Here is a 25,571-nt window from a genome sequence, read left to right on the forward strand (position 1 = left end):
CGGCGGGGGTGCGACAGAGGAATAGCGGCACCTCTCGCGGCACCAGTTCGTATGGGATTTCGTGGAGTCGCAACGCATACATAAGGCTGGCCCTTTCAGGCAGCCCATTTAGCGCGAGGCGGAACGTTTAGGGAACATTGAATCGAAGAAAATCTGCCCGCCCGTCTAACCGCGAGCTTTAGCGCCAGCCGGCATCTCGCGCGACTGATCGCGTTTGATTGCCCAAGCCTCGATTAGGGAACCTTAACCCGCCCTTAAACATATTGCATCGGTTGGTGCCGATCACGGCGCTGCCGGGTTTTTCCCTTTGCCGGCAGCGGATCCGACGAGCGGCACCAACATCGTCTTGCTCGAGACAGCATAGCTGCGGCGGCACGGCTGCACAGGCGCGCATCCTGCTACTCGCACGCCACCCCATCACCATCCCGATCGAGGCGGCGCGAATAGCCGTTTTGGCCTGCACGAATAGGGGCCACACCTGCCGCTCGCACAGCTGAGCAGTTGGGATAAACAACATCGCCGGTCGCGCGTGCGGTAATCCCTTCGCTTCGAGCCGGTGAGCCCGGCAATAACGGGATAGTCACCGGCCTCCCGTGGCAATGAAATCCGCCGCGCTTGCGATCGTTGTGGCAGCCTTGGGCATTCAGTCCGCCGCCGTGCGCTACGGCGGCGGTCGATAGTCCAAGCGCGACAATGGCCAGAATTACTCGAAGCACCCCAAACCTCCCCCAAGGCGGCCGCAGCTTGGCTCTCAATGAGGCAGATGACAACCACCTGCTCTGCGTCAGGTTGGAGATCGCGATGCGGTTTTCGGCACAGCGACACCTTGCGACAATTTAGCGTGTGCTCCGGGACAGGGCTGCGACAGGTCACCCCTAGATATGTTCTCGACGCCAACGACGGCGCCGAACATTTCGGAGACCGATCATGAAGAAGTTCATTCTTGCAGCGCTTGCCGCTTCGGTCGCACTCAGCCCGATGGCCGCTTCTGTAGCCAGCGCGCAGGGTCGCCAGCAGGAACGCCACACCACTGTGGTGCAGCAGCGCAACGGCAATGTCGTGCACCGGACGGCCGTCCGCCAGCAGATGCCGCAGTATCGTAACGATTGGCGCAAGGGCCAGCGTTTCGACCAGCACCAGGCACGCAATTACCGCCAGATCGACTATCGCCAGTATCGCGGCCTACGGGCGCCCCCGCGCGGCTACCGCTACGTCCAGTCGGACCGGAATGTCGTTCTGGTGAGCAATGGCGGGATCATCTCGCAGATCTTCGCCGGCCTGATCCGGTAAAGCGCTACGAGATTGATTGTGGGGCGGCGGACCCAAGATGTCCGCCGCCCTCTGCGTTCGTTGTGGGCGACCAACACCGCGGATCAGGGCTTAGAAGATGCCGGGGTTCGCCTTGATCGTTTGCTGGGCGGCAGGATTTAAGCCCGCGACCAACGCTGAGCTCGGCATGCCAAACCCTCCCATGAACGACGACGCCGCCTGGTCGAGGAAGCCGCCTATATTGTTGATGGTCGCGGCATTGATGCCGCCCTTGGTTATATACTTCCTCGCGGCGGTGTCGCCGATTTCCGTCGTGAGCCCCGTTGCTGCGTTCGCATTGGCCAGCCCTGCGTTAGCGACCGAGCCCGTGGCCCCCAACCCAAGCTGGGCGAGGTTGCCGTATCCTGAGAGGGCTTGCTGATAATATGCCGCGAGCAGCGCAGGACTGAGTTGCCCGACGGCCCCTGCGGTGTTGCCACCGCGCACGCCGCCGGTTGCCGAGGCGGTCTGCAGCAGGTTCTCGTTCGCGTCGTCCAGCGACTGCTGGTAAAACGCCGATCCTTTCAGACCATCGATCGCCGTCGATTGCGCATCAGCACCGTTCGTGCCGAGCAAATTGCCATAGCCGCCGATCGCTTGGGTGCCGGCCTGCGTGTAGGGCATGTAGTCGGCCCGGGTCGTCTCATACTGCTGGTTCTGAATATCAATGCCGCGGTTCAAGGCCGCGGTCTGAGCAGCGGCCGCCTTGTCGACCGCCTTCTTCTGCGAGTTGCCGGCGAACACGCCCGCGATGGCGCTGAACAAGCCCATCAGTGCACCGTCGGCGCAAAGTTGATGCCGATGGCGCGCGCGATGATCGCCCATCCTGCTGCACCGAGCAACAGCGGCATGGATGCCGATGGCAATCCCTCCAGGCGCCTCTCAACCGAGATGTATGGCACATTCGCCGCTAGGCTGATTTCAGTCAGGAAAGCTCGCCGACCGCTTGCAAGAGCGGCGGTCAGGAGGGGCGAGGTTGTGTCGAGTTCGCTGGGCAACGGCAAAGCACCCTCCGAAAGAGGAGATGTGCCCCGGTGCAGGCGTTCAGCTACCGATTGCCTAATCTATCAAGGCTAGGGGGACTTTACAAGAATGATACGCGGCCAGATCCTAAAGCCTGGCCGATACCAACCCAAAGCAATTTGCTTGGTGGCGTCAGACAGGAGGCGCTAGAATGCAGATTATACCGAAACGCTTGCCTTATGAATTGCTCGTGATCGCCGGACTGTCCCTCGGCAGCTGCGATATTCCCAAGACGTTTCATGCCAGCGATGCAGATCGCCTGGACGTTGCCGACGTTAATTCTCGCAACGCGATCGCTCGGATTGATGCGCTGGAGTCTCGGGTCGACGATCTTGAAAGCAAGCTCGAGATGTAAGCGGTCGCGTCAGCGTCGACGATCGAAACAGATCACTGCGTGCGTTAGGTGCCGCCTAATGCATCCTCCGGGCTCGCGCTGACGAAGCGGACCACGATCAGTTTCTGGCTGGGATCGAGGTCAGGCGTCGGAGTAGGCTCGTCGTTCCGGATGAAGGCGACCTTCACTTTGGGGCCGCCATCGAGTGACCCGGCTTCTAACTTTCCCAGCCGGTTGATCATGTTTGTCATCGTCATTGGTCGGTCCTTTCAGATTTCGCCGTCGGTGAGCAGCCGGCCGGCCACGAGATGCGAGGGGTCGCTGACGGTTCCGCCCGCTCGGCGCACACCCCGGTCTACAAGCCATGCCAACGCCTTGGTATCGACGCGGCTAAGATCGGGTGGGCCGACGAAGCGGGCGGTCGCCATGTCCTCCATGTCGGCCAGCCTTCGCTGATCATCTGAGAGCGGCTCACCGAACCACCGCTGAAGCGCGAATGGCAGAACGACAGCGCCGGTCTGTTCCAGCAGGCCAAGACGGCGACCGAGTGCAGCCTTGGTCATCACGCATGCTCCTGCAGGATTATGCTGACCCGGTTGGGCGCAAATCGGATCGCCCATGCGACATTCTGCGCCGGAGACCATTCCGCCCGAATCGCGTCATCAACGGCGTGATCGCCGTCCGCAAAATTGCCTGCCAGAGTAGTCATGCGCGCAAGGAACGTCTGGGCATCGTCGGCTATCTGCTGCTGATGCTTGTCCGTAGCACCTGCGCGCTCTTCGAGGCGGCGGATTCGGTTGAGAGATCGGGTCATCACTTCACCTCCAAAGCCGCGATGCGGCGTTCCAGATCGCCGGTCTCGACGATGTTCTTGTGCGCAGTCAGCAAGGCCATGACGCGGCCTGCTTCGTCCGGACTGATCTCGCCGGCGCCGACGGCGCTCAGCACTGTGGCTGACGCTTCGACGACATCCGAGGCGGTCGTGATCGGCGGCAGGTCGATCGTGATTGGCGAGTCTTTGCGGGGCGGCACTAGGCGTTCCAAGCACAGACGAAGCGCAACCGTGTCGCCTTCAAGCGCCATCTCGATCGCCTTGCGCGTGAGCGCCTCGCCTTCGCCATTTAAGAGCGCCTCCGCTGCCAGCGTTGCGCGACTTCTTGCACCCTTCGGCTTGCCGGGGTTGCCCGGCTGGAACGGCCGTCCGCGCGTAATTTCGCCGTCGTTACGCACATTGGTCATGCGTCAAAATCCACTTCATCACCATTTTCGCCAGGCGCTAGAATAATGCCGCTGCCGATAGTGCGACCCAGCGCGGGGTTGCCTGCGGTGAAGGCCGCCGGAGTGCCCCCACCTCGATTTCCCCCACCTTCAATCTTAGCCGCCGGACCAGTCTCCCCCACCCCTCCCCCTAAAGGGGGGGAGGTGGGGTGGGGGCGCTGCAGGCCCTCACTTCCATCACCTGTCCTCACCTCACCTCTGGAGGTGGGGGCGACGCCATGGACTGCCCATTCGCCAACCTCGACAAAGGTCCGCGCATTGTGGTTGTTGTCCTTGCCTTCGACTTTGACGAGCGCCCCGTTCGCAATCCACGTGCGCAGGAGTGAATTGATCCGCGCCCGGTCCCCCTTCACGGACGACTCCGGGCTGAGATTCATCACCTGGGCCACTGCCTTGCCCACCCATGCCTTGGCTTGAACGTCCGCGCGCCACTCGCCTGCAGCGACCGCCTTTTGCACCTGGTAGAGGTGGTCGGCGGTCACACCCTCAAAAGCGTCTGGCGGCGACCAAGGGACGACAACGCCCATATTGTCGCCGTCGTCTGTCACGCCGTTTTCGAGGCTGACCGACCACATCTGATACCAGTCGGACATGTCGCTCGGCGGCGCGCGATTGTTCTTGTCGTCATAGACGCGGAAATACCGCCGGCGCCGCTCGTCCTCGATACCGTAGCGCTTGGCTTCCTCGTCCGACATGCGGTTGAGAACCAGGACCGAGCGGCAAGCGTTGATCAGCGCGGTCGCGCCGCGGGCATGCATCGCCGTCGCCTCTCCCGCACCCGCCTTGCTGATGTGGTGCGCCAAACCAACGCCGGCATCCGCATTCTTCGCGACCATCGCCCATTCCTTGGCGATTGCATCAATTTCCATGTTGTCGCTCTCGTTGGCCGAATGAGACGAGACGAAGGGATCCACATGCAGGTAATCGATGCCGCGCCCCTTCATCTCGTCCGTCAGCGCGTCGACCAACGGACGATTGATTACCAAGCCGCCCGCGCCGGTCGACGTCGCCAGCTTCAGAGGCGCACCGTCCAACGCGCTGTCGATGAACAAGCGATCCTGAAAGTCTGCGGCAACGATATTCCAATGCTTGCACGCCGCCTGGACGATGCGCGCCAGCTCATCACCGTCATCTTCGAGGTTCCAGAGCCACACGCGCTTCGGTCCACCCGGAACGGTGTGGCCGAGGAAATCCCGACCGGTGGCCATGCACAGCGCCTCGCCGACACTCAGGATGGTTTTGCCTGCACCGCCCTGCGCGACGACAGCCCTGAGGTGCCCGCGCTGAATAGAACGGCCATACACCCATTGGCGCGGCTTGATCTGCGTGGGATTACGCCACTGATAGGGGGTTGCCGACACCTTGATCGGCTCGGGCCCGTTGGCGGCAAGGTATGGCTCGGCATACTCATACCGGTCGTGAAGAGGGATCGCCGTCATGACCGGTTTACCCCATCATTGGCGGCCATCAGTTCCGCGTTGAAGTCCTTGTGCGGTGGCTTGGGCAGCATAATGCGGACGGCCAAACCTCGACCGGTGAACGCCGCGGCAGCCTTGTCAGCCGCCACCTTGCCGCTGGAATCCCCATCGGCGCCGATAACCACGGCGCGCACCAATTCTGGGAACACCATCTGCGGCAGCATCGACGTGCCAGCCGCGACCCATACCGAGCGGCCAAGCCCTTGGGCGAGCGTCAGCCCGTCCTCGAGCCCTTCGCAAACGATCATGCTAGCGGCCGGCGGTCCAATCTGAATCGCTCCACCGATGACATTGCCGAGGCTGTATTTTACCTTGCCTTTGGGATCGGTCGTCGCTGCCTTCCGGCCGTCCTGGGTGAGATAGGTGCGCTGCAGCCCGACCAACTCGCCGGACGGATCGGTGACGATCGCCACCAGCGTCGGCAGCAAGCCGGACCCATTCGCCGCGAGCACGCCGTTACCCTCGATCTTGGGCGGCGGCAGATGTGCGAAGCGAAGCGTATGGGGCAGATCGATCGTGATCCCGCGCCATCGCAGATAGACCTCCGCCGGCGTCCCCTTGATCGGCACGGAGTCGCGCACGATGCGCTGGGCGATCGGCCGCATATCTGTCTTGGGCTTCGCTGGCGCGCGTTGCTGCTCGAGCTCGCGCAATGCGCCACCGTCCAGCATCTCGATCGCCGGCAGCAGCTTCACGTTGTATGCGCGTTGCACGAAGTCGAGCACGTCGCCCTCGGCACCGCACCCGAAGCACTGGAACCGGCGATCGTCGGCATGGATCGTGAAGCTGGGCGATTTGTCCGGGTGGAATGGGCAGCAGCCCTTCCACTCGCGGCCGGCCCGCTGCAGCTTGACGCCCGCCTGTGCGGCGACGCCCGAGACCGGGAAGCGGTTGCGGATGTCGGCACAGATGCGCGGCAGGTCGGTCACGCGGTTTCTTTCGTTGGTCCGGCCATAGGCGGCATAGGGATCCATCAGCATCAGAAATCTCCTGGCACTGAGGGAAGGCCGACGCCGGGGCAGCCGTCTTGCACGGCGCTGTCGCTCACGGCGACGTTGCATTCCCCACGATAGACGTCGCGGTTGAGCGCATAGGCGGCAGTGATCGCATCGGCACCGCGGGCGAAGGGCCCGTGCTGCTCGCCCCAGGAATTGCCCGAGGCCGATTCGTGCGACACGTGGAAGCCATCGAGGGCGTCGCCGTAAACGTGAACCGTGCCGCGATCGTCGCGATGCGGAAGCCGCATTGGCAGCACCCGGCTCACGCTGCACCCCCGATCGGCTCGCTAAAGCCGAATAATAATGGCCGAAGGCGGTCGTCGGCAGCATATCCCCAGGCCACTGGCAGGCGGTATTGCTGCCACGCATCGCTCACCGTTTCCCGCGCGTCTTGAAAGCTGACGGATCCGCAGAGCCATTGGGGCTTTTGCCATTTGCCGAAGCGCCACTCGAAAATACCGACGCTCCAAGCCCCGGACTTCGACTGGCGCATCAGGATCGAACGCCTGATGGCCAAACGCGGCGCCTTGCCACGGATCGCACGCCGGGCACGAGCGCGGGCCCAATCGGTGGGCGAGTATAAACGTGCCGTCATGCCGCCCCTCCTTGATTGGGCCAGCATCCGGTGGCCATGATAGCGTCCAGCGACGGGCGCCTCGCCAGTGGCTTGCCCTCATAATATGACCGCTCGATCGCGCGCTCGCGTTCGGCCCGCCGGCGCTCCGCAGCACGCCAAGCGTCGGCTGTGAAAATGCGCGCCATTATGCCGTCTCCAGCATATTGGCGGTGACCATCACGAAGCCTTCGTGACGGTCAATCGCTTCGCAGGACCCGGCTGTCACGATCAGCCACTTCCGAGAAACCGCATCCGGGCACCGGTCGACCAACATCTGAAGGGCAACGAGGTGAGGGGGCAGACTAAACATGTCTGTCAGTTTGCGAGGGTCAGCCATGCGACATCCCCCAAGCCAAGTCAGCGATTAAACAAGCGCGATGACCGATGATTCCGATAGCGCGTAACCGTTGAAACCTGAGCTGATTAAGGGTATCTGCTTCGCTGCTGCTGCTGAGCAAATTCGTGGAGGGTCGGACTGTGGCGGTCCGGCCCTTTCGCGTCTTAAGGGCGACGCTTCCCGCTGTGCTGAACATTGCTGATCAAGCTGCGATCTGTTCGAGCAGTTTGCTCTTGAGCCTGTTGATCGAGCGCCCCGTGATTAGGCTCTTGCGACCGAGCTTGACCAGTTCAAGGTCTCCGCGGGCGACGAGGTCATAAGTGAGGGTGCGGCCAATGTTGCCAAGTTCGGCCCGGGCTTGGGTGATCGAGAAGAAGGGCTCGTCCATGTCGTTGCCTCCAAAGAATGCCGGTGAACTCCGGCGGGCAACGAACCAGCTACAACATAATTTCAGAAGCTGGGTTGGGGTATAGTTGGGGTTTCGATTTGCCACCCAATTGCGGCGTTGCGGTTAGTAGCTCGCGTCTAGCTGTGCTGCCTCAGACAGGAAAGAACTCCAGGCATCCAATAGCGTCCTCCGCATCTCCAGAAACGTCGTTCGCTTGTAGGCGGCAACCACCTTATCCGGCACCACGTGCGCCAAAGCTGCCTCCGCCACTGGATCCGGTATATGAGCCATTTGCTCAGCCGCCCAATCACGAAACGAACTGCGAAAACCGTGTGCATCGTGAGGCAGGTCTGCGGTTCGCAGCACCTTGTTCAACGTCATGTCGGACATCATTCCGCCGCGCTGGCCCGCGAATATCAGGTCGGTCGCCTTCGGCGTTCGATCGCCTTTTAATTCGTTTAGCAGCGCTATCGCAGCGTCGTTTAAGGTGACCGTATGCGCCGGAGAGCCGGATCCCTTCATCAACTCGGCGGGCCGCTTCCATTCGCGCTTGGCCAGATCGATCTGACCCCACCGGGCTCCGCGAGTCTCCCCCGGGCGAGCCGCCGTGTAGATTTGGAACAGCAGCATTGAGCGTCCTGCGGTGGCCGCCTTCGCCCGCATGTCGGCCACGAATGCTGGAACGTCCGCATAGGGCATCGCATCGTAGTTCCCTGCCTTGGGCTGGCGAGGCAACCCAACCGTCACCGATTTGCCTGGCGCTTCCGTCGTTCTCCAGCCTTTCCCGTGGGCGAAGTTCAGCACAGTGCCGATCCGCTGGCGCACCTTACGTGCCATGTCTGGCTTGCTGGTCCAGATCGGCACCAACGCTGCGGTGATGTCGGCCGACGTGATGTCGCTGACGCGCGTGTCGCCCATGGTCGGGAAGGCGTGGTTGGTCAGCGAGTTGATGAAGGTCTTCGCGCCCTTGGCAGTCCACCCCTCCTTCAGCGCCTCATGCGCATCCTTGGCCGCGTCTCGGAACTTAGGCACAGTCCGCCGGCCACGATCACGCTCAAGGACAGGATCAAGGCCGGCCTTCGCCGCGCCGCGGAGCAGACCGGCCTTTTCCCGCGCCTCGCTCAACGTGAGCAATTTGCGCTGAAGTATAGGTATCGGGATCGGCGACGGCTCTGCTTTTCCTGTTGCCCTTGCCGACGTATCAACCGCGCCAAGACCGACATCCCGGCGGATGCCATTCACCTGCACTCGGATGAGCCATGACCTGGCGCCAGTAGGTTTTACGAGCAGGTAGAGGCCGTCGCCATCGGCATGCCGCCCTGGCTTTGCACTCTTCACCGTCATGGCGGTCAGCTTGCCCATTCCGCTCCCCTGTTCGTTCCCACACTTCTACGCGGCTAGCGGCGAACGTCAACGAACAAAGGCGAAACGCCGAACGTGAATCAATCGGGAACGCTGTGGGTTGGGCGATCAACGGCGAACACCGGCGGTCAGCTAATAAGATGCCTCTTCCGGGCACCACTTTCGGTCAAAGATGGGCACGGCGCCCTCTTTGACGGGAAGTTCCACGGCAACGCCGTTCTCCAGTGCCGATACCGGTCTCGCGATAACGATCTCGTCCTGAGATACGCGCACTTCGCTGATGAACATCTTGAGATAGGCCGAGCGCAGGGCGCCCGCCAGTGCCGCGCGGTTCTCGGCCATACGCTCGGCAAACGCCGGATCGCGAGGTCCCATGACCCCTTGTTAGACGAGAATCAGTAGGTTTTTGATCGCGGTGATGAGTCTGGTGCGCTCCGCCTGAGCGCGCGCTAACTCCGCTTCGCGCTGTTGCGTTCGCTGGTGAGAGACGTCAAACACGCCTGCCAGAAGCCCACGCAATCGATCTCGCTCGAGAAGACGGCCTTCGATGGCATAGAGGACCATGTCGTCGAGTACCTCGCGCCGGATGTTCGGGCAGTTGCATTTGCCGCCGCGGTTCACCTTGTCGTTGCAGGTGTAATAGGCATAGCGCCCGCCCTTGGGCCGGTGTACCAGGCGCGCGTCGCGGTGACGCCGCCCGAGCGCGGTGCGGGGGGCGGCGAGTATGGCGGCGCAGGTCGGATAGGACCGTACCGCATAGCCTTCCGACCGTAGCATCAGCTGTCGGGTGTGGCGGACAGTGGATTCTCCGTCAACGAGAGAGACCCCGATCTCGCGCTCGGAAGTCGTCCCGATATCATTCGTCATGAACTATCCTTGGCGTTCCCCAAGGATCGCAGGTCGTGTGCGCCACGTCTTTACGTAGTAAACGAGGGCGGCACGGGTTTTGTAGTCTCCGCCTCACCCAGTCCGGCGGCAAAGGCGATCCGCAATACGTCGGACAAACTGCGCGCCGACAATTTCTCCATCAAATTGGCGCGATGGACCTCGACAGTGCGTGTCGCGATATCGAGTTCGTATGCGATCAGCTTGTTGGGCTGGCCGACCACCATGCCCTCCAGCACGTCTCGCTCCCGCGCCGTCAATGCGGCCAGGCGTACGGTCGCTTCGGCCGCAGCGAGTTGGGCGCGGTCGTCCCGTCCAGCATGCCGCAACGCTTCGTCGATAGCGGCCAGTAGTGCGGTTCGCTCGAAAGGCTTTTCCAGGAACTCGATCGCTCCCGCTTTTATGGCGCGGACGGCAAGGGTCACATCGCCATGTCCGGTCAACATGACGATCGGAAGCATAATCCCCTGCGCCGCAAGCCGCGCCTGGACTTCGAGTCCGTCGATCTCGGGCATGCGAACATCGAGCAAGACACAGCCTAGCCTGCTGCGCGACGCCTGTTTGAGAAACTGGATACCAGAGGCATAGGTCTCAACGTCGTAGCCTGCCTTGCGCAGCGTGAAGCCGATCGATTGCCTGATCGCTTCATCATCATCGACAATATGGACGGTGCGTGAGGTGTCAGACATCATGGTCTCCTGCGAGAGGGACGCAGAAGTGAAATGCCGTCCCCGAAGTGGCACCCGCTTCTGCCCAGATCTTACCGCCATGCGCCTCGACGATGGTGCGGCAAATGGACAGGCCGAGGCCCATCCCGTCTTCCTTGGTGGTCGCGAACGCCTCGAACAATCGATCGCGGATGCCGGGGGCAAGGCCGATCCCGGTATCGGCGACGGTGACCCGCACCCATCCCGCGCGATCGGGCGCGGTGGCGATCGTCAGTTCCTTGCAGGATGAACAGGCCATCGACTGGATCGCATTGCGGATGAGGTTGACGAGGACCTGTTGGATCTGAACCCGATCGACAAGCACCCGGTCCAGGCCTGCTGCAATCGTCATCGTCACCTTGACCCCCGCTTCGTGCGCGCCGAGCAGCCCCAGGCTCGTGGCCTCCTCGACCAAGGCATCGAGCCGCTCGACCTGAAATCCAGTATCGCTCCCGTCAACGAAAGCGCGCAGCCGCCGGACGATCGTCCCCGCCCGAAATGATTGGGCGGCAGCGAGTTCCAGCGCCTCGGCGATTTCGACGAGCATCTCGTCTTCGCTGTCGCCGATCATGGCACGGGTGGTTTCGAGGTAGGCGGCGATCGCCGTCAGCGGCTGGTTGATCTCATGCGCGAGGGTCGATGCCATGGTTCCCATCGCGCTGACTCGCGAGACATGGACGAGCTCGGACTGAAGCTCCTTCATCTTTCGGGCAGTCTCATGACGGTTCGTGAGATCGCGAACGAACCCGGTGAAGATGCGTTCGCCTGCAATCGACGCTTCGCCGACCGCTATCTCGATTGCAAAGATCTCGCCATTCGCTCGCTGCGCGGAGGCGGGACGAACGGTGCCGATCACATGCGGAATGCCGGTCGTGAGATAGGTGCGCAGGTGCTCGCCATGCTTGCCGCGCTCGGCCGGCGGCATCAGCATACCGACGTCTTGACCAACCACTTCAGTCGCCTCGTAGCCGAACATCTGCTCGGCGGCCCGGCTAAAGGACGCAATTACGCCGTGTTCATCCATGACGACCATCGCGTCAGGAACCGTGGCGAGGATCGAACGCAAATGCTGCTCCCGGCGCAATATGGCCGCCCCGGATGCCTTCTGGTCGGTGATGTCGCGATTGACCTTGCCGAAGCCACGTAGCGCACCCGTCTCGTCGCGCAGCGCTGTGATAGTGACGCTGGCCAGGAATTCGGATCCGTCCTTGCGCAGGCGCCAGCTTTCTTCCTCGATGCGCCCCTGCGCTGCCGCGCGCGCCAAATCTTCAGCCGGCTTGCCGGCATTGACATCCTCAGGCGTGTAAAACATCGAATAGTTGCAGCCGATGACCTCGGCCTCGGTCCAGCCCTTCATGCGCTCGGCACCGCGGTTCCAGATCGTGACCCGGCCTTCCGGGTCCATCATATAGATGGCGTAGCCGGAGGCACCGTCGATCAACAGACCGAGTTCCTCGGCCATGACAGCATTCCGGCGCGTTGTTTCGCTCACGTGAGCGAAGCAGGCATGTGACGAATGGATTGATCGTTCAAGACGGCAACCTTTCGACGGATGGGGACAACTGCATCGATAACCCAACACACGCCAACGCCTCGTCGCGGGTTATGGCCCATGTCAGGCGAACGGCGAGGAGAGATATTGCCTTGTCCAAGTATCAGCAGCATCAGCCCTCCGCCGCCGATAAATGTCCTGTGGTTCATCCCCCTCACTGCATAAAGGGACGCGCGAATTGCCTTGATCATGGTTAGTCCTCAACGATCGAGGACGTTTCGCTCGTTGCGCAATTCGATCGTTATTGGGGCGATTCGCATGCCGGAGGGAGTTTGGACTGGCATTGAATATTGAAGAAAATACTTAGATCCCAAGCCTTTATCAGCAAGCAACCCCACGCGATGGAGGGGTTGCTCTATCGCTGAATGCCTGCGGAAACATCAACGTACGTTAAGATCGACCCGACTGCAGCTCCCGGCGTGTCGCTACTGCAGTTAGCTATCGGGATCGCTCGGCGAAATGGCACGGCGGACCGCACCGGCAAAGCCATGTCGCCGATCGCATCGGGTGGCTGCCAGCCTGATCGTAGGCGTAGCTGCTGCAGGAAGCCGGTCTATCTACATCGCAATCGCTGGCACCGCCGGGCTCGTCGCCGGCGCGCTATAAATGGCCGCAGGAGAATATGTCTCAGTCAGCGCGCGACGCATTGCGCCAGCTTCATAGTGGGCGCAGCGATGCCGCTGCTCGCGGTCGTCGCCCTACCGATCACCGCTGTGATCGGGCGTGCGATCGGCGCGGCCGTCTGATCGGTCGTGTCCGCCCCAGATGTGAAACTGCGTAGTTTCCGATGATGCTATTGTGCAGATCCGGAGGTTAGGGTCCGTCGACCTCCGCTGCCCGCCCGCCTGGCTCGCATGATATGGCTCCGACCCGGAATCCGAAAGCTATGACCACATTTCGTGTGCGCAACTTCCTGAAGCTGGTGCTTCCTGCGCTGATGACCGCTTCGCTGGTTACGACAGGAGCGGTGGCCCAGACTCCGCCGCTCGTCGCTGCCGATGGCCAAATTGAACGGCTGAAGCCAGGCGAATATCTCTGGGCACCGGAGATCGCGCCGGCCGGGCCCGTCATGATCATCGTCAGCCTGAAGACGCAGAAGGCCTATGCCTATCGCAACGGCGTGGCGATCGGCGTGTCGACGGTGTCGACCGGCATGGAGTCGCATGCGACGCCGACCGGCGTGTTCACGGTGCTGCAGAAGGACGCGGACCACATCTCCAATCTCTACAAAGACGCGGCGATGCCGTTCATGCAGCGGCTGACCTGGGACGGGATCGCGATGCACGCCGGCAACCTGCCCGGCTATCCGGCGTCGCACGGTTGCATCCGCATGCCGCTGGCGTTCGCGAAACTGCTGTTCGGCCTGACCAAGACGGGCATCACCGTGGTCATCACGCAGGATGCGCTCGTTCCCGTCGTGGTCGCTACCCCCTCCCTGCTGAAGGCAGGCCGCAATAGTCCCGCCCCGACGGACGCGTTCGCGTGGCAACCGGCGCGATCACCGAATGGCCCCGTATCGATCGTCGTCAGCGGTCGTGACAAGCGGGTGGTCGTCCTGCGCAACGGCATAGAGATCGGATCGAGCCCGATCACGCTTGACGGACCAGTCGAGCACACCGCAGCGTTCACGCTTCAGTCGGTCGACGCACAAGGTGAGCATTGGCTGCGCTTGCCGCTTCCCGGCGAAACCAGGAGCGGTGAGCTGAGCGTCGAGGATCGTGCCAAAGGTCGGTTGCCCGACGATTTTCGGCGTGCGCTGGGCACGGTCCTTACCCCAGGTGCGACATTGCTGATCACGCGCGAGACTCTGCTCAGCGCCGGGACCGGCACGGCGGTGACGATTATAGAGGCAGAACAGCCCTGATACCTGTATGTCATATCCGGTCTCCAGCGGGCGGCGAAGCGATACCCGCTGTCCCCGGTCGAGGTATCGGGGGAGCAGCCCCGCCGGGCCTTCTAGCGAGCAGTTACACTTCCCCGGACGATCATGCGCAGATCAACGAGACGGCTATCGCCAGAATGATACGTAGAACGATACGGGCCCAACAGGCGTGACGTGATGAAGGATCGTCGGCTCAATGACGCCCGGCGGGTCGTCTGGGGTCAGGACCCTCTCTGTCGGCAGGCGCCGGGGATCGGTGATACTATAGAGCAAGCGACCGCTTTCCACCTCGATCAGCCCCCAGGTTCCATCCTTCGTTGCATGATCGCGACGCAAGCCGACGGGTACCGTTTCCTCGCTGAACAAAGGCGTGCGCTTGTAGCGCTGCATCCCTCCCGGGAACGGTGGGCTCGCCGCGTTCATGCCAGTTCGCTTTCGCGATAGAGTTCTTGTTCGCGGGCGATCAGGATGTCGGCAAGGAACCAATATGCTTCTCCCCACGCTGCTAGGACCTCGTCGCTTGCAGCATCGCCCAAGACATCACGGATCGCGGGCAGCAAAGCATCTGCGACGGCGGGATAGTGTTCGGACCGGATATGGGTTGCGATATGTCGTCGCGAGATACGCTCGAGCGCTCCCTTCAACGCATCGAGCCTGTCGACGTTCTGCGCGAATGCAAGGATTGCCGCGGCCAGTCGCTGCGGCTGCGTGCCGGATTCCTGTTCGGCCATATCGAACAACGCCTTCATGGAGGGATCGACGAAGAGGCGCTGATACATGAGCGTTGTGATTGCGACGCCGTGCTGCTGCAGCGCCGGCGCGGTCGCTTTCACGAGTGCCATTGTTTGCGGCGAAAGGGGTTGGGACATAGCGTGTCTTCCGTTGTCGGCCTGATCAGGCGGGGGGGCAGTCGCTGGCGTGGCACCCGCAGGACGATACTGGGCGGCGAGGCGAAGGCTCTGCGCGATCCGTGCGGCAGTGATCTGGAGCGCGTTCGACTTGGCGGCTGACAGCGTTTCGGTGGTAACCTCTTGCCAGAGCGCCAGCCAGCGATCGAAATTTGCTGTCGTCATGACATTCGCATGGCGTAGATGGGCTGGAACCGGCTGGCCTTTGTAGCGCCCGCTTCCCAGCATCACGGACGACCAGAAGTCGATGAGCTTGTCCAAATGTCCCGGCCAGTCCGAGATCGCGGCGGTGAAGATCGGAGACAGCTGCGCGTCGGTCCGCACCCGTTCATAAAAACGCGGGATGAGGTTCGCGAGATCTTGCTCGGTTAGTTCGTGCGGATGCATCGTCACTTCCTTCGGGAGAGCCTCGGCGTGGGGGGGCGCCGTGCGCGGCAGTCTCGCGATGGCGGCGCACCAGCTTGGCCAGCGATCGAGAAAACGTACCCCGGCACAAGCGATGCTTGTCAGCTTTCGAGTGTTCGATAGTGCATCGCCCGATCCACAAGCGCCGTCATATGTCTGCCGGCTTCGATCGTCAGCGGATGATGAGTGGAGCCTGGCCGCGGTGCGATGTAGGCGGCCATGTCCCGGGCAACGTCGTGCTGGCGGACGCTACCTTCGGCCAGAACCGCGATGAGCATATTCTCAAGCGCAATGACGCGGATGCGCAGTTGGATCAGTTCGGTGGACGAGAGCGGCGTAAGGTCCGCGTGTAGCGATCGTGCGCTCGAAATTGCTCCGCCTTCGTTATCCCAGCGGGAAAGAGCCCGTCGTCGGAGCTCGGCCGCGCTCGGCGGATCATCTGTTTCTGACAATGCGATATCCTCTTGCGAGCTTGCTGGTATCTCGGCGTGGCTCATCGGTAAGCGACGCCCCTGACGTAATCGACGAGCTGCGCTTCCTCATATTCCGCGTCGCTCAGGAGCACGCGAAGGATCGAGCGGGCGGTCAGCACGGCGACTGGGCGGTCGGTAAGATCTATGCCGCCTCGCGCAGTTCCGTGGCATGGATCGGGTAAGGCGCAATCTCTCGGACTTCGGCATCGCCGCTGAGGCTGCTGGCGAAGCCGTGATTCACGTCACGGTGGTGGGCTTCGTCCGCTCGGACGACGAGCACGACATCGCGCAAGGTCGCATTGTCAGGCATTTGCCAGTAATGCTTTGCGATCGCGGGCGCCGGCACGTTGGGCGAGCGGCCTTCGTCGATCTCCTGCAGGTAGAGCGTGTAGCTTGTGACCGCCTCCTCCTCGAAATAGCCGACGACCCGGTGCGCCGTGCGGGACGACAGCAGATAAAGAATTGAGAACGCGACGAGGAAGACACCTTGGACGCCCAAGATCACCATGCGTTCGAACCAGGTCGGTTTGGCGATTTCGATGAACGTCATGAGGTGCATGCGCTCGTTCTCGGCCTCCTCCATCAGCGTGCGGATCCAGCCTTCGTCGTCGCGCATCCGGCGCAGGCAGGTAAGGTGCGTAAACATCGCGCCGACCATGCCGGGGACTGCCGCCACGGTTTCGAGGACGATAGCCCGGTGACCGTAGCGTTTCGCGAAGAAGGTGTCGGCACTAAACCGCAGCAACTTTGTAAAACCGAGCGCAAAGTGATCGGAAAAGCCGCTTGGATGGTGATGCACAACCGGCTCCGCGAGCCGCTCGATTTCGAGCGCTCGTGCGTCGGGGGTGAGGACGGAATTGACCATGTAGTTTGTCCTTGGCAGGGATACCCGTCAGCGGACGAGCTGCAATACAGGGGGGCTCGCGGGATCCTCCGCCACTTTCCTGTCGAGAAGAGACTTACCGATATTTCATTTTCGGGGCAGGATCGGAAATCACGTAGGGCGTCAGTGGAACGGGATGCGACCTAGGCGCGTCATAGCTTGAACGAAGCCGTCGGCGTGTCGCCCAAACTGCCGAGACAGCCCTCTTCATTGGGATTATCATTCAACATTGGGCAGGTCGATGGCGATCCACGCGGTCGTGCCGCCAGTGTGTAGCTGCGTAGTTTCCGAGGCTGCATGACCGGCCCCAGGATAGATTAAACAGAACGTCCAGGTCCTGAGCTTCAATCGCCAGGATTCGCTTGGAGGCGATCGCGCGCCGACAGGCGTCCTCGGATGCGGAAGATGAAATCTATGAAAGCCCTCGTCTACAAAGGCCCCGGTCAAAAAGCCTATGAGGATCATGCAAAGCCTGAGCTTCGTGACCCCACGGACGCCATCGTCAGGATCACCAGAACCACTATCTGCGGAACGGATCTGCACATCCTGAAGGGTGACGTCGCCACCTGTACGCCTGGTCGCATCCTTGGCCACGAAGGTGTTGGGATCATCGATGCCGTTGGCGCCGCGGTCACCGCCTTCAAGCCGGGCGACCGAGTGCTGATCTCTTGCGTCAGTGCCTGTGGAAAGTGCGAATATTGCCGCAAGAGCATGTTCTCGCACTGCACGACCGGCGGCTGGATCCTGGGCAACACCATCGACGGCACGCAGGCGGAGTATGTCCGCACGCCGCATGCCGACACGAGCCTGTATCCGATCCCCGAGGGCGCGGACGAGGAAGCGCTGGTAATGCTGAGCGACATCCTCCCGACCGGGTTCGAATGCGGCGTCCTGAACGGCAAGGTGGAGCCGGGCGCGACCGTCGCGATTATCGGTTCGGGCCCGATCGGGCTGGCGGCGCTGCTGACCGCGCAATTCTACTCGCCGGCCGAGATCATCATGGTCGATCTCGACGACAGCCGCCTCGAGATCGCCAAGCGCTTCGGCGCGACCGCCACGATCAACAGCACCGACGGCACGGCGGTCGAGCAGATCATGGCGATGACCGGCAATCGCGGTGTCGACACCGCGATCGAGGCGGTCGGCGTGCCGGCGACCTTCGAGATGTGCGAGCGGATCATCGCCCCCGGCGGCGTGATCGCCAATGTCGGCGTCCACGGCAAGCCGGTGGCGCTGCATCTGGAGACGCTGTGGGATCGCAACATCGCGATCACGACGCGGTTGGTGGACACGTCCAGCACGCCGATGCTGCTCAAGATCGTGGGATCGAAGAAGATCGATCCGACCCTGCTGATCACCCACCGCTTCAAGTTCGACCAGATGATCGAGGCATACGACACCTTCGGCAACGCGGCGGAAACGCGCGCGCTCAAGGTCATCATCGAAGCCTGACCGTCGCCCTTGAACAGCATCTGAATCCCGAAAGGATCGACACCATGACCTATCAAAGCCTCAACCCGTTCGACGGCACGATCATCGAGACGTTCACCGACCTGTCCGATGGCGACGTCGAGGTGAAGCTGGCCGCGGCGCAGACGTGTTTCGAAACGTGGCGCCATACGAGCTATGCCGACCGTGCCGTCATCCTCAACCGCGCCGCCGACCTGCTCGACGAACGGGCCGACGCGCTTGCGCGGACGATGACGCTCGAAATGGGCAAGCGGATCGGCGAGGCGCGCGGCGAGGTCGCGTACAGCGCGCAGATCCTGCGCTATTACGCCAAGAACGCCGAGCGCTTCCTGGCGCCGGCGAAGCTCGATCCGATCGTCGGCGCGGCGCATATGGAAAGCAGCCCGATCGGCGTCGTCTTCTGCGTCGAGCCCTGGAATTTCCCTTATTACCAGCTCGCGCGGATCGCCGGTCCGCATCTGATGGCGGGCAACACGCTGGTCGTGAAGCATGCCGCGATCGTACCGGGCTGCGCGATCGCGTTCGAGCAGCTGCTGCTCGACGCCGGTGCGCCGGTCGGCCTCTACACCAACCTGCTGATCACGCATGACCAGTCCAACCGCATCATCGACGATCCGCGGATCAAGGGCGTCGCGCTGACCGGCAGTGTCGCGGCGGGCCAGAGCATTGCGGCGCGGGCCGGCCGCAACCTCAAGATCTCGTCGATGGAGCTCGGCGGCAGCGATGCATTCATCGTGCTCGACGATGCCGATCTCGATCACGTCATCCCCTGGGCGGTGTGGGGCCGGATGTATAACACCGGCCAGACCTGCTGCGCGGCCAAGCGGTTCATCGTCGTGGACTCGCTCGCCGATGCGTTCCTCGCCAGGTTCAAGGTCGCGCTGGAGGCGTTGAAGGCCGGCGACCCGCTGGACCCCGCAACCACGCTCGGGCCGTTGTCGAGCGAGGCCGCCCTCGTCCAGCTGGTCGCACAGGTCGATACCGCGGTGGCCGCCGGCGCCACGGTGGTCACGGGCGGCACGCGCATCGATCGGGCGGGCGCGTTCATGCAGCCGACCATCCTGACCGACATCGCACCCGGCAATCCGGCCTTTCGCGACGAGTTCTTCGGCCCGGTCGCATCGTTCTACCGCGTGAAGGACGAGGACGCCGCGATCGCGCTCGCCAATGATTCCGACTTCGGTCTCGGTGGCTCGGTCTGGACCGGCGATGCCGCCCGCGGCGCGCGCGTCGCCAGCCGGGTCGATACCGGCATGATGTTCATCAACAATATCGACTGGACCGATGCCGAGCTGCCGTTCGGGGGGATCAAGAACTCGGGCTATGGCCGGGAACTCGGCGACATGGGCATCCAGCAGTTCGTGAACAAGAAACTGGTCCGCACGGCGTCGATGGCCGCCCCGGTCTGATCGGACCCGAACCCCGATGCCAATGCTCGACTGGAAAGCCTGACCAATGCTGCCTAAGGCCTTTCCCGTCGAGTTCACGCCGAAGCTGTTCTCGATCCTGCAGGAGGGTTATGGCGTCGCCCGGCTCCGCGCGGATGTCGTCGCGGGCCTCACGGTCGCGATCGTCGCCCTTCCGCTGTCGATGGCATTGGGCATCGCCAGCGGCGCCACACCGACAAGGGGCTGATCACGGCGGTCGCCGCCGGCCTGATCGTTTCGCTGCTCGGTGGGTCGCGGGTGCAGATCGGCGACCCCACCGCCGCGTTCGTCGTCATCGTCTTCAACGTCATCGCGCAGCATGGGTATGACGGCCTCGTGCTCGCGAGCTTACTCGCTGGCGTCATCCTGGCCGCCGCCGGATTTCTGCGGCTCGGCGCCCTGGTGAAGTTCATCCCGCATCCCGTGGGGCTTGCCCGTATCCGTCAAGGCCCGTCCGACGGTCGAGTCCGCCATACAGAGAATTTCGCGTCGGCGTTGCAGCTGGCCCGTGCGGCGGTCGTGTAAGTCCTCATCCCTGGTCATCGATCTCCCTTTCCTAAGGGGCATTGCGTTCGGCGGGGCTGGTCACGAAGGCCTGGGGCCGATCGGATCCGCCGGATCGCTGCCGCGCCGCGGCATTCGCCCACCAGCAGAGCTGATCCAGTGTCCGATCGAAATAGCCGGCCCAGCGGTCGCCGTCGACGCCGGGGCGATATTCGCCATCCTCGTCGAACACGTCCTGCGCATGCGGCACATGGATCATCGCCGAAACCGGCAGGCAGCCCAGTTCGGACAGGAACGTGCGCATGCTGACCGCGGCGCGGGTGCCGCCCCACTGGCCGGCGGAGTAGGTGACGATCGCGCTCGGCTTGTACGAGAATAGCGAGCTGCCGAAGTGGTTGAGCAGGTCGCTGAGCGCGGGGCTCATGAGATGATTATACTCCGGACTGATCATGACATAGCCGTCGGCTTGGCGGATCTGGTCGGCGAGGCGGTCCAGCGCCGCGGGCGCCTTGCCCGCTTTATAGGCGAAGAGCGGCTTGAACGGATGGGGTGGGTCGACCTCGATGGGGTCGATCAGCGTTGCTGCCACGCCCTTGTCGGCGAGGCGCCGGAGGCTGGCCGCGGCAACCCATGCGCCCAGGCGCGTCGGCAGTGGTGCGCCGGAGACACGTTCCGAACCGAGAAACACGAGAATGGATGGCGTCATCATTTCATCCTCAACGATCGTGCGGGCATCTACCGGGGGACTCACAGAGCGACACGCCGGAGCCGCAGCGCGTTGGTGATGACCGACACCGACGACAGGCTCATCGCCGCCGCCGCGATCATCGGCGAGAGCAGGAGGCCGGTGAAGGGATACAACAACCCGGCGGCGAGCGGTATGCCCAGCGCGTTGTAGGCGAACGCGAACAGCAGGTTCTGCTTGATGTTGCGCAGCGTGGCGCGGGCAAGTCGGCGCGCGCGGACGATCCCCATCAGGTCGCCGCCGAGCAGCGTGATGCCCGCGCTTTCCACCGCGACGTCCGCCCCGGTGCCCATCGCGATGCCGACATCGGCCGCCGCCAGCGCGGGCGCATCGTTGACGCCGTCGCCCGCCATGGCGACCTTGCGGCCCTCGGCGCGCAGCCGATCGATCAGCGCTTTCTTGTCAGCCGGCAGGACGCCTGCGCGAACCTCGTCGATGGCGAGGCTGGCCGCGACGGCGCGGGCGGTGCGTTCGTTGTCGCCGGTCGCCATGATGACCCGCAGGCCGAGCGTGTGCAGTTCGCGGATCGCCTGCGCCGCGCTGTCCTTGATGGGATCGGCCACGGCGACAAGACCGGCGAGCGTGCCATCCACGGCGATGAACATGACCGTCTTGCCATCGGCGCGCAGCCCGTCGGCGCGGGTGTTCGCGTCGGCTGTGGACAGTTCCAGCTCCTCCATCATCGCTGCGTTGCCGAGCGCGACGGCGGAGCCGTTGACCCGCCCCCGCACGCCTTTGCCGGTGATCGCCTCGAAGTCGGCAGCCTGGGCGGTTGCAGCGCCCCGGGCCTGTGCTCCGTCGACAACTGCCTCGGCCAAGGGGTGCTCCGATCCGCGCTCCAGTGCGGCGGCGAGCGACAGGAGGTCGGCCTTGGCCCACGAAGCCAGCGCGACGACGTCGGTCAGTTGCGGCTTGCCCATCGTCAGCGTGCCGGTCTTGTCGACGATCAGCGTATCGATGCCGGCCATGCGCTGCAACGCCTCCGCGTCCTTGATCAGCACGCCCACCTGCGCGCCGCGCCCGGCCGCGGTGGTGATCGAGATCGGCGTCGCCAGCCCCAGCGCGCAGGGGCAGGCGATGATCAGCACGGACACCGCCGACGCCAGCGCATAGACCAGCGCAGGTTCGGGGCCGAAGACCAGCCATGCGACGAAGGCGAGCGCCGCGATCGACACCACGGCGGGCACGAATACCGCCGCGACCCGGTCGGCGAGGCCCTGGATAGGCACGCGCGAGCGGCGGGCGCTCGACACCATCGCGACGATCTGCGCCAGCACGGTCTCCGCGCCGACCTTGCCCGCCTCGATCACCAGCGAGCCGTTCTTGTTGATCGTGCCGCCGACTACCGCGTCGCCTGGTCCCTTTTCGACGGGCATCGCCTCGCCGGTCAGCATGCTTTCGTCGAGCGACGAACGCCCTTCTGCAATCATGCCATCGACCGGCACCGCGTCGCCTGGCCGGATGCGCAGGCAGTCGCCGGGCAGGATGTTTTCCAGCGGCGCGTCATATTCTGAACCGTCGGGCAGGATACGCCGAGCTTGTTTTGGTACGAGGTCCAGCAATGCGTGTACCGCATCGCCGGTCCGTTCGCGCGCGCGCAGTTCCAGCACCTGTCCGACATAGACCAGCGCCACGATTACCACCGCGGCCTCGAAATAGGTGCCGACGCCGTGTTCCATCCGGTAGGCATCCGGGAACACGCCGGGCAGGAAGGTCGCGACCAGTGAGTAGAGATAGGCCGCTGCTACGCCGAGCGCGATCAGCGTCCACATGTTGGGTGACCGGTTCACCACCGAGTCCCACCCGCGCCGGAAGAACGGTTGCGCAACCCAGAGGACAACCGGCGTCGCGAGCGCGAATTCGAGATAGCTGGCGATCTGGTTGCCGATCCAGTCACGGACGGGCAGGCCCACCATGCCGCCCATCGTCAGCGCCATGAGCGGGATCGAAGCCGCGACGGCAATCCACATCCGACGCGTGAATTCGGTCAGTTCCTCGCTCGGCGCGTCCGATGGTGTCATCGGTTCCAGCGCCATGCCACAGATCGGGCAGGCACCCGGCACGTCGCGCACGATCTCGGGATGCATCGGGCAGGTGTAGCGCACTTCTGTGGAAGCGCTCGGCTTGCGGCCTTTTGCGTGGCCTGACGCATAGAACCACGGATCGGCGCTGAATTTGGTGCGGCATTTTTCAGAGCAGAAATAGTAGCTGTCGCTGCCGAACAGGTCGGTCGGCGTATCCGCGGTCACGCTCACGGTCATGCCGCAGACGGGATCGATCGCTTTGGTGGCTGTGTCGACCGGCGCTCGACAATGTGCCCGGGCCTCAGCAGTGTCGTGCAAGGTCATTACGTTATCCTTACGCTACCCGACCGAAACGGCCGTCAGTCGCATCTTTGTTCCGACGCGTAGGCGATCGTGAGCGATGGCGGCGGCATCCGGAACTTCCGCTCTTTGATGCTCTTGCGCGATACCGGATCAAATAGGGGCTTCCGACGGTTTGAACCGCGCCGGGTCTACCGGAGGCGTTGGGTCGTGAGTCACACTGCCATATCGATGTTGTCTCCGGCAGCATAATATTGATCTCAGGAGTTGGAGCCTCCGGCAAACCCGGCGGTTTAGGACGGACATCCTGCGCGAGCTCATCAGTCCTGGCCACAGACCACGCGCCGACTCGTCAATCGTCAAGCGGCTGATCATACCGAAAGTGGAGTCCTCTGCTACACGTTCTCAGTTGACTGCATTGCTCTCTTCTATCGGACTGACGGCGCGGCGCCGTACCTTGCTTCCGGCGCGCACCTTGTCGCCCGGATGGACGATCACATCATCGCCGGATCGTACGCCGGCAATCACTTGCGCGACGTTGTCGTTCATTCGCCCGAGCGCGACCGTCACCGCGCGCGCACGTCCGCGCTCCACCTTGAACGTCTGCCACGCGTTTCCGGTGCGGAACAGCGCACTGATCGGAATGCGCACCGCGTCCTTTGCCGACCAGACCGTGATCCGGACGGCAGCGCGAAAGCCGTGGCCGAGGAGCCGCCACGCGGTGCGCGGCTCGGCAAAGTCGATGACGACATTGACGCGCTGCTCTTCCACTCCAAGCGCCGAAACCTTTAGGAAACCATAGGGTTCGACCAGCCGGACGCGGCCGATCAACGGCTCGGCACCACCCCAATCCTCGATCGAAACGGTGGCACCGGGGCGGACCTCGACGGCATCAGCGGACAGCAGATCGGTCACCATCTCGAGCTGCGCGGGATCGCCGATCGCGACCAGCGGCATACCAGCGGTGACGACGCGCGCGCTTTCCTGCGGCACCGTCAGCACGGTCCCAGAAACGGGGGCGACGACCGACACGACGCCGCGGCCGCGCGCCGCGCTGCCCGGCACGATCAGCGCAGCGCGCGCCGCATCGAGACTATGTCGCGCCGCCGCAGCCTCGTCGCGCGCCGCAGCGGTCGCGGCGAGGGCGCGATCCTTTTCGGCCCGCGCCTGATCGAGCGCCGCCTGCGCCACGAAACCATGCGCGCGCAATTGCGCCGCGCGCGCCAACTGGCGCTCGACGAGGTTCAGCGCGGCGAGCGATTGCTGCACCTCAGCCCGCGTCGCTGATGCCTGCGCGGCGAGCGCGGCCACGGTCGATTTGGTCTGGGCCAGCGTCCGGGCGTCGAGCGGGCCGACCTCGACCGGCAGGATCTGCGCGAGTAACGTTCGATGAGCGATCACGGTTGCGCCGGGCTTCAGCGGCACCCGGAGCATCTGCCCGGCGACCGGTGCCGACACGGTATACAGATCGTGGACGCGAGTCTCCGCAAGATCGTTAACGGTCACACGCATTGGCCCGCGCGTGACCCTCGCCAGCTCGACCTCGAGCACCGCCGGCCGCGTCGCGAAGAACAGGGCAAGCCCGACGACCAGTGCGACAAGGATGCCGATGATCGTCGGTCCGCTGAGGCGCATCTTCATGATCATTCCCGGGTCTTGAGCGCACGGATCAGATCGAGGTGATCGACGCGGTAGCGGATCAGCAGCGCGGTGATAGTCCGCTGCGGCTCGTTGCGGTCGGCGGGCTTTCGGGGAGTGGCAAATCGACAGTTGCGCGGCTGATCGGCGGCATTATCGGTCGCGCGCCCGGGGCCCGCATTCTGCGCAGCGACGTGTTGCGCAAACGAATCGCTGGCGTGAGCCCTGAAACCCGCTTGTCGGCGCAGCATTATGAACCGGGATTCGGGCGTCGCGTTTACGCCCAGCTGGAGAAGCACGCCGCGCGTGCGCTTGGTGAGTGGGTGAGCGTCATCGCCGACGCGACGTTTACCAGTGAAGACGACCGCACCGCGATCGAAATCGCCGCGCAGCGTAAAAGCGCGCGGTTCGACGGCTTCTGGTTGGAATGTCCGCCGGGCGTGCGCACGGCGCGCATTGCCGAGCGGGGGCCCGACGCGTCGGACGCTGGCGCGGTGGTCGCAGTCTCGCAGAAGGCGCCAGATTCAAGCCGCCTGGGCGATTGGCAGCCGCTCGACGCGACCGCGCCGCCAGCGCACGTTGCACGAGCGGTTGCTGAGCGGCTCCGGAATCCCTGAGCGCAGCGCGGTGTCACCGCGGCACCATA

30 protein-coding genes and 2 pseudogenes are annotated in these 25,571 nt (G+C 63.5%); 7 read left to right on the forward strand and 25 right to left on the reverse strand.

What is annotated here, in order from left to right; all coding sequences use genetic code 11:
• Positions 1-398: 398 nt before the first annotated feature.
• Positions 399-716 (reverse strand): excalibur calcium-binding domain-containing protein, encoded by a 318-nt coding sequence (locus ABC969_RS06470; RefSeq protein ID WP_345863854.1) that lies wholly within the window; start codon positions 714-716, stop codon positions 399-401.
• Between the two features lie 211 nt (positions 717-927).
• Between ABC969_RS06470 and ABC969_RS06475 the strand changes: the two genes are divergently transcribed.
• Complete coding sequence (locus ABC969_RS06475) at positions 928-1,290, forward strand: RcnB family protein (RefSeq protein WP_345863856.1); 363 nt, start codon at positions 928-930, stop codon at positions 1,288-1,290.
• A gap of 90 nt (positions 1,291-1,380) precedes the next feature.
• Here the strand turns inward: ABC969_RS06475 and ABC969_RS06480 are convergent, their stop codons facing one another.
• Complete coding sequence (locus tag ABC969_RS06480) at positions 1,381-2,133, reverse strand: hypothetical protein (protein WP_345863858.1); 753 nt, start codon at positions 2,131-2,133, stop codon at positions 1,381-1,383.
• 349 nt (positions 2,134-2,482) lie between these two features.
• On the opposite strand from ABC969_RS06480, the gene ABC969_RS06485 reads away from it, so the two are divergent.
• Positions 2,483-2,686, forward strand: coding sequence for a hypothetical protein (locus ABC969_RS06485; protein ID WP_345863859.1), 204 nt, complete (start codon positions 2,483-2,485; stop codon positions 2,684-2,686).
• 44 nt (positions 2,687-2,730) lie between these two features.
• Here ABC969_RS06485 and ABC969_RS06490 read toward each other — a convergent pair whose 3' ends face one another.
• From ABC969_RS06490 to ABC969_RS06560, 15 genes are all read right to left on the reverse strand, one after another.
• Positions 2,731-2,922, reverse strand: a complete 192-nt coding sequence (locus ABC969_RS06490; RefSeq protein ID WP_345863861.1) for a hypothetical protein — start codon at positions 2,920-2,922, stop codon at positions 2,731-2,733.
• 12 nt (positions 2,923-2,934) lie between these two features.
• Entirely contained in the window at positions 2,935-3,228 is a 294-nt protein-coding gene (locus tag ABC969_RS06495) for a hypothetical protein (RefSeq protein WP_345863863.1), read from the reverse strand.
• Positions 3,228-3,479, reverse strand: a complete 252-nt coding sequence (locus ABC969_RS06500; RefSeq protein WP_345863865.1) for a hypothetical protein — start codon at positions 3,477-3,479, stop codon at positions 3,228-3,230. The genes ABC969_RS06495 and ABC969_RS06500 overlap by 1 nt, the downstream gene beginning before the upstream one ends.
• Positions 3,479-3,904 (reverse strand): DUF5681 domain-containing protein, encoded by a 426-nt coding sequence (locus ABC969_RS06505; RefSeq protein ID WP_345863866.1) that lies wholly within the window; start codon positions 3,902-3,904, stop codon positions 3,479-3,481. The genes ABC969_RS06500 and ABC969_RS06505 overlap by 1 nt, the downstream gene beginning before the upstream one ends.
• Positions 3,901-5,382 (reverse strand): AAA family ATPase, encoded by a 1,482-nt coding sequence (locus ABC969_RS06510; protein WP_345863868.1) that lies wholly within the window; start codon positions 5,380-5,382, stop codon positions 3,901-3,903. The genes ABC969_RS06505 and ABC969_RS06510 overlap by 4 nt, the downstream gene beginning before the upstream one ends.
• Complete coding sequence (locus ABC969_RS06515; RefSeq protein ID WP_345863870.1) at positions 5,379-6,401, reverse strand: DUF7146 domain-containing protein; 1,023 nt, start codon at positions 6,399-6,401, stop codon at positions 5,379-5,381. Before ABC969_RS06515 ends, ABC969_RS06510 begins: the two co-directional genes overlap by 4 nt.
• The gene (locus ABC969_RS06520) at positions 6,401-6,667 is read right to left on the reverse strand and encodes a hypothetical protein (protein WP_345863873.1); all 267 of its coding nucleotides are present in this window, start codon (positions 6,665-6,667) and stop codon (positions 6,401-6,403) included. Before ABC969_RS06520 ends, ABC969_RS06515 begins: the two co-directional genes overlap by 1 nt.
• A 14-nt stretch (positions 6,668-6,681) precedes the next feature.
• Entirely contained in the window at positions 6,682-7,014 is a 333-nt protein-coding gene (locus ABC969_RS06525; protein WP_345863874.1) for a hypothetical protein, read from the reverse strand.
• 560 nt (positions 7,015-7,574) lie between these two features.
• Entirely contained in the window at positions 7,575-7,760 is a 186-nt protein-coding gene (locus ABC969_RS06530; protein WP_055934610.1) for a hypothetical protein, read from the reverse strand.
• 123 nt (positions 7,761-7,883) lie between these two features.
• The gene (locus ABC969_RS06535) at positions 7,884-9,122 is read right to left on the reverse strand and encodes a tyrosine-type recombinase/integrase (protein WP_345863880.1); all 1,239 of its coding nucleotides are present in this window, start codon (positions 9,120-9,122) and stop codon (positions 7,884-7,886) included.
• Between the two features lie 132 nt (positions 9,123-9,254).
• Positions 9,255-9,464, reverse strand: coding sequence for a hypothetical protein (locus tag ABC969_RS06540; protein ID WP_345863881.1), 210 nt, complete (start codon positions 9,462-9,464; stop codon positions 9,255-9,257).
• A 42-nt stretch (positions 9,465-9,506) separates the two neighbouring features.
• Positions 9,507-9,989 carry a recombinase zinc ribbon domain-containing protein gene (locus ABC969_RS06545; protein WP_345863882.1) on the reverse strand — a complete coding sequence of 161 codons (483 nt, stop codon included), beginning with the start codon at positions 9,987-9,989 and terminating at the stop codon, positions 9,507-9,509.
• A gap of 50 nt (positions 9,990-10,039) precedes the next feature.
• A complete protein-coding gene (locus tag ABC969_RS06550) occupies positions 10,040-10,696 on the reverse strand; it encodes a response regulator transcription factor (protein ID WP_345863883.1) in 657 nt (218 codons plus the stop codon).
• Positions 10,689-12,176 (reverse strand): PAS domain-containing sensor histidine kinase, encoded by a 1,488-nt coding sequence (locus ABC969_RS06555; protein WP_345863884.1) that lies wholly within the window; start codon positions 12,174-12,176, stop codon positions 10,689-10,691. The genes ABC969_RS06550 and ABC969_RS06555 overlap by 8 nt, the downstream gene beginning before the upstream one ends.
• Positions 12,177-12,202: 26 nt before the next feature.
• On the reverse strand, positions 12,203-12,457 hold the full coding sequence (locus ABC969_RS06560; RefSeq protein WP_345863885.1) for a hypothetical protein: 255 nt from the start codon (positions 12,455-12,457) through the stop codon (positions 12,203-12,205).
• 695 nt (positions 12,458-13,152) lie between these two features.
• Here ABC969_RS06560 and ABC969_RS06565 point away from each other — a divergent pair.
• The gene (locus ABC969_RS06565) at positions 13,153-14,130 is read left to right on the forward strand and encodes a L,D-transpeptidase (protein ID WP_345863886.1); all 978 of its coding nucleotides are present in this window, start codon (positions 13,153-13,155) and stop codon (positions 14,128-14,130) included.
• A 144-nt stretch (positions 14,131-14,274) separates the two neighbouring features.
• Here the strand turns inward: ABC969_RS06565 and ABC969_RS06570 are convergent, their stop codons facing one another.
• The 5 genes and pseudogenes from ABC969_RS06570 to ABC969_RS06590 form a co-directional block, all read right to left on the reverse strand.
• Complete coding sequence (locus ABC969_RS06570) at positions 14,275-14,571, reverse strand: TehB family protein (RefSeq protein ID WP_345863887.1); 297 nt, start codon at positions 14,569-14,571, stop codon at positions 14,275-14,277.
• Positions 14,568-15,017: a globin domain-containing protein gene (locus tag ABC969_RS06575; RefSeq protein WP_345864294.1), complete on the reverse strand. Its 450-nt coding sequence runs from the start codon at positions 15,015-15,017 to the stop codon at positions 14,568-14,570. Before ABC969_RS06575 ends, ABC969_RS06570 begins: the two co-directional genes overlap by 4 nt.
• Before the next feature lie 135 nt (positions 15,018-15,152).
• A pseudogene (locus tag ABC969_RS06580) lies at positions 15,153-15,443 on the reverse strand (group III truncated hemoglobin); the annotation flags it as partial.
• A 119-nt stretch (positions 15,444-15,562) separates the two neighbouring features.
• A complete protein-coding gene (locus ABC969_RS06585; protein ID WP_345863889.1) occupies positions 15,563-15,958 on the reverse strand; it encodes a hypothetical protein in 396 nt (131 codons plus the stop codon).
• A gap of 118 nt (positions 15,959-16,076) precedes the next feature.
• On the reverse strand, positions 16,077-16,799 hold the full coding sequence (locus ABC969_RS06590) for an alternative oxidase (RefSeq protein WP_345863890.1): 723 nt from the start codon (positions 16,797-16,799) through the stop codon (positions 16,077-16,079).
• Between the two features lie 432 nt (positions 16,800-17,231).
• Between ABC969_RS06590 and ABC969_RS06595 the strand changes: the two genes are divergently transcribed.
• The 3 genes and pseudogenes from ABC969_RS06595 (at position 17,232) to ABC969_RS06605 (ending at position 20,239) form a co-directional block, all read left to right on the forward strand.
• Entirely contained in the window at positions 17,232-18,269 is a 1,038-nt protein-coding gene (locus ABC969_RS06595; protein WP_345863892.1) for a zinc-dependent alcohol dehydrogenase family protein, read from the forward strand.
• 44 nt (positions 18,270-18,313) lie between these two features.
• On the forward strand, positions 18,314-19,696 hold the full coding sequence (locus ABC969_RS06600; protein WP_345863893.1) for an NAD-dependent succinate-semialdehyde dehydrogenase: 1,383 nt from the start codon (positions 18,314-18,316) through the stop codon (positions 19,694-19,696).
• 181 nt (positions 19,697-19,877) lie between these two features.
• Positions 19,878-20,239: pseudogene (locus ABC969_RS06605) on the forward strand (SulP family inorganic anion transporter).
• Positions 20,240-20,270: 31 nt separating this feature from the next.
• Here ABC969_RS06605 and ABC969_RS06610 read toward each other — a convergent pair.
• From ABC969_RS06610 to ABC969_RS06620, 3 genes are all read right to left on the reverse strand, one after another.
• Complete coding sequence (locus tag ABC969_RS06610; RefSeq protein WP_345863895.1) at positions 20,271-20,924, reverse strand: NADPH-dependent FMN reductase; 654 nt, start codon at positions 20,922-20,924, stop codon at positions 20,271-20,273.
• A 41-nt stretch (positions 20,925-20,965) separates the two neighbouring features.
• Positions 20,966-23,311 (reverse strand): heavy metal translocating P-type ATPase, encoded by a 2,346-nt coding sequence (locus ABC969_RS06615; protein WP_345863897.1) that lies wholly within the window; start codon positions 23,309-23,311, stop codon positions 20,966-20,968.
• Between the two features lie 381 nt (positions 23,312-23,692).
• Entirely contained in the window at positions 23,693-24,928 is a 1,236-nt protein-coding gene (locus ABC969_RS06620) for an efflux RND transporter periplasmic adaptor subunit (protein WP_345863898.1), read from the reverse strand.
• Positions 24,929-24,966: 38 nt separating this feature from the next.
• Between ABC969_RS06620 and ABC969_RS06625 the strand changes: the two genes are divergently transcribed.
• Positions 24,967-25,542, forward strand: coding sequence for a P-loop nucleotide/nucleoside kinase family protein (locus ABC969_RS06625; RefSeq protein WP_345863899.1), 576 nt, complete (start codon positions 24,967-24,969; stop codon positions 25,540-25,542).
• Positions 25,543-25,571 lie beyond the last annotated feature (29 nt).

Source organism: Sphingomonas qilianensis, assembly GCF_039614825.1.
Taxonomy (GTDB): Bacteria; Pseudomonadota; Alphaproteobacteria; order Sphingomonadales; family Sphingomonadaceae; genus Sphingomonas; species Sphingomonas qilianensis.

Bases quoted from the DNA above. Each gene is read 5' to 3' on its own strand.
- ABC969_RS06475 (WP_345863856.1), top strand. From the start codon at position 928: ATGAAGAAGTTCATTCTTGCAGCGCTTGCCGCTTCGGTCGCACTCAGC.
- ABC969_RS06480 (WP_345863858.1), bottom strand. From the start codon at position 2,133: ATGGGCGATCATCGCGCGCGCCATCGGCATCAACTTTGCGCCGACGGT.
- ABC969_RS06485 (WP_345863859.1), top strand. From the start codon at position 2,483: ATGCAGATTATACCGAAACGCTTGCCTTATGAATTGCTCGTGATCGCC.
- ABC969_RS06490 (WP_345863861.1), bottom strand. From the start codon at position 2,922: ATGACGATGACAAACATGATCAACCGGCTGGGAAAGTTAGAAGCCGGG.
- ABC969_RS06495 (WP_345863863.1), bottom strand. From the start codon at position 3,228: ATGACCAAGGCTGCACTCGGTCGCCGTCTTGGCCTGCTGGAACAGACC.
- ABC969_RS06500 (WP_345863865.1), bottom strand. From the start codon at position 3,479: ATGACCCGATCTCTCAACCGAATCCGCCGCCTCGAAGAGCGCGCAGGT.
- ABC969_RS06505 (WP_345863866.1), bottom strand. From the start codon at position 3,904: ATGACCAATGTGCGTAACGACGGCGAAATTACGCGCGGACGGCCGTTC.
- ABC969_RS06510 (WP_345863868.1), bottom strand. From the start codon at position 5,382: ATGACGGCGATCCCTCTTCACGACCGGTATGAGTATGCCGAGCCATAC.
- ABC969_RS06515 (WP_345863870.1), bottom strand. From the start codon at position 6,401: ATGCTGATGGATCCCTATGCCGCCTATGGCCGGACCAACGAAAGAAAC.
- ABC969_RS06520 (WP_345863873.1), bottom strand. From the start codon at position 6,667: ATGCGGCTTCCGCATCGCGACGATCGCGGCACGGTTCACGTTTACGGC.
- ABC969_RS06525 (WP_345863874.1), bottom strand. From the start codon at position 7,014: ATGACGGCACGTTTATACTCGCCCACCGATTGGGCCCGCGCTCGTGCC.
- ABC969_RS06530 (WP_055934610.1), bottom strand. From the start codon at position 7,760: ATGGACGAGCCCTTCTTCTCGATCACCCAAGCCCGGGCCGAACTTGGC.
- ABC969_RS06535 (WP_345863880.1), bottom strand. From the start codon at position 9,122: ATGGGCAAGCTGACCGCCATGACGGTGAAGAGTGCAAAGCCAGGGCGG.
- ABC969_RS06540 (WP_345863881.1), bottom strand. From the start codon at position 9,464: ATGGCCGAGAACCGCGCGGCACTGGCGGGCGCCCTGCGCTCGGCCTAT.
- ABC969_RS06545 (WP_345863882.1), bottom strand. From the start codon at position 9,989: ATGACGAATGATATCGGGACGACTTCCGAGCGCGAGATCGGGGTCTCT.
- ABC969_RS06550 (WP_345863883.1), bottom strand. From the start codon at position 10,696: ATGTCTGACACCTCACGCACCGTCCATATTGTCGATGATGATGAAGCG.
- ABC969_RS06555 (WP_345863884.1), bottom strand. From the start codon at position 12,176: ATGGCCGAGGAACTCGGTCTGTTGATCGACGGTGCCTCCGGCTACGCC.
- ABC969_RS06560 (WP_345863885.1), bottom strand. From the start codon at position 12,457: ATGATCAAGGCAATTCGCGCGTCCCTTTATGCAGTGAGGGGGATGAAC.
- ABC969_RS06565 (WP_345863886.1), top strand. From the start codon at position 13,153: ATGACCACATTTCGTGTGCGCAACTTCCTGAAGCTGGTGCTTCCTGCG.
- ABC969_RS06570 (WP_345863887.1), bottom strand. From the start codon at position 14,571: ATGAACGCGGCGAGCCCACCGTTCCCGGGAGGGATGCAGCGCTACAAG.
- ABC969_RS06575 (WP_345864294.1), bottom strand. From the start codon at position 15,017: ATGTCCCAACCCCTTTCGCCGCAAACAATGGCACTCGTGAAAGCGACC.
- ABC969_RS06585 (WP_345863889.1), bottom strand. From the start codon at position 15,958: ATGAGCCACGCCGAGATACCAGCAAGCTCGCAAGAGGATATCGCATTG.
- ABC969_RS06590 (WP_345863890.1), bottom strand. From the start codon at position 16,799: ATGGTCAATTCCGTCCTCACCCCCGACGCACGAGCGCTCGAAATCGAG.
- ABC969_RS06595 (WP_345863892.1), top strand. From the start codon at position 17,232: ATGAAAGCCCTCGTCTACAAAGGCCCCGGTCAAAAAGCCTATGAGGAT.
- ABC969_RS06600 (WP_345863893.1), top strand. From the start codon at position 18,314: ATGACCTATCAAAGCCTCAACCCGTTCGACGGCACGATCATCGAGACG.
- ABC969_RS06610 (WP_345863895.1), bottom strand. From the start codon at position 20,924: ATGACGCCATCCATTCTCGTGTTTCTCGGTTCGGAACGTGTCTCCGGC.
- ABC969_RS06615 (WP_345863897.1), bottom strand. From the start codon at position 23,311: ATGACCTTGCACGACACTGCTGAGGCCCGGGCACATTGTCGAGCGCCG.
- ABC969_RS06620 (WP_345863898.1), bottom strand. From the start codon at position 24,928: ATGAAGATGCGCCTCAGCGGACCGACGATCATCGGCATCCTTGTCGCA.